This window comes from Curtobacterium sp. MCBA15_013, from assembly GCF_001865095.1.
GTDB lineage: Bacteria > Actinomycetota > Actinomycetes > Actinomycetales > Microbacteriaceae > Curtobacterium.
Map to the genome: position 1 here is coordinate 1,477 of NZ_MJGQ01000020.1, position 1,057 is coordinate 2,533.

A 1,057-nucleotide genomic window follows, 5' to 3' on the forward strand; every position below is an offset into this window, starting at 1 on the left:
TCCGCCCAGGTCTGGATCGCCGCGCTCACCTCGTCCGGGTCGGTGGGGAGGTCGGCCTTCTGCAGGACGTCCTGGTTGTAGAAGAAGCCGGTGGGGCCGGTGTCGACGGGCCAGAAGCACTGCCGCCCGGACGGGGTCCGGCCGAGCGAGAGCTTCCAGTCGTAGTAGGCGGACTTCTCGGTGGCGGAGGGATCGAAGTCGGTGAAGAGGTCCTCGTCGGGGAAGTAGAGCCAGCAGTTCGAGTTCACCATGAGGACGTCGGGGATGAACGCGTTCCCGGCGAGGGCGGTCCGGAACTTGGTGTCGTACGACGCCCCGCCGATGAGGTCCGGCCGCAGCCGCATCGGTTCGTGGCCGCTGATGCCCCCGGCCGCCTGCTTCAGGAACTTCGGGTCGAGGGACCGGTTCCAGTACCAGAGGACGAGTTCGTCCGGGTCCTTGGAGATCGCGGTGCCGGTGGAACACCCGGCGAGGAGGGCCGTGGTGGCGAGTGCGCCGAGGGCGCCTGCGCCGGCGAGGAACCCCCGCCGGCTGAGACTGTGCGTTGCTGCTGTCACTGGAGTGCCTGCTCTCGTCGTTGAGATGCGGAACCGTTGAGCGCTCGACCGTGAACGCTCACGAAGTGGTCAGAGCATGCCCCGGCCGACACGCCGTGTCAAGCATCTGCATCGTTGCAGGTGCAGAGACGGACGGGTACGGTCGTCGGGACCGTGAAGGTTCACGACACGATAGGGATCCGCATGTCAGCGCAGACCGCGACCACCGCCAGCAGCACCTCCTCGACGGGGCACGACACCCCCGGCTGGGCCGTCCTCGGCCCCGGTGGGATCGCCCGCCGTTTCCTCTCCCAGCTGCCCTCGAGCGGCGTCGGGGCCACCCTCGTCGCGGCTGGCAGCTCGTCGGCGGAGCGAGCGGGAGCGTTCGCTGCCGAGGCGGCCGAGCACGGGTTCGCCGACGTCGCCGCGGCCACCTACGACGAGGTACTCGCCGACCCGCGCGTCGACGCCGTCTACGTCTCGACGGTCCACACCGGGCACGCGGCCCTCGTCCTCGCGGC

2 protein-coding genes are annotated in these 1,057 nt (G+C 69.8%); one reads left to right on the plus strand and one right to left on the minus strand.

Annotation, left to right across the window (positions count from 1 at the left end; genetic code table 11):
- Nucleotides 1-557, minus strand: a 557-nt coding sequence (locus BIV01_RS19790) for an extracellular solute-binding protein (RefSeq protein WP_175473701.1), incomplete at its 3' end; no start/stop codon positions are given.
- Between the two features lie 183 nt (nt 558-740).
- On the opposite strand from BIV01_RS19790, the gene BIV01_RS11790 reads away from it, so the two are divergent.
- Nucleotides 741-1,057 (plus strand): Gfo/Idh/MocA family oxidoreductase (locus BIV01_RS11790; RefSeq protein ID WP_175473703.1); only part of this gene is annotated, 317 nt, incomplete at its 3' end.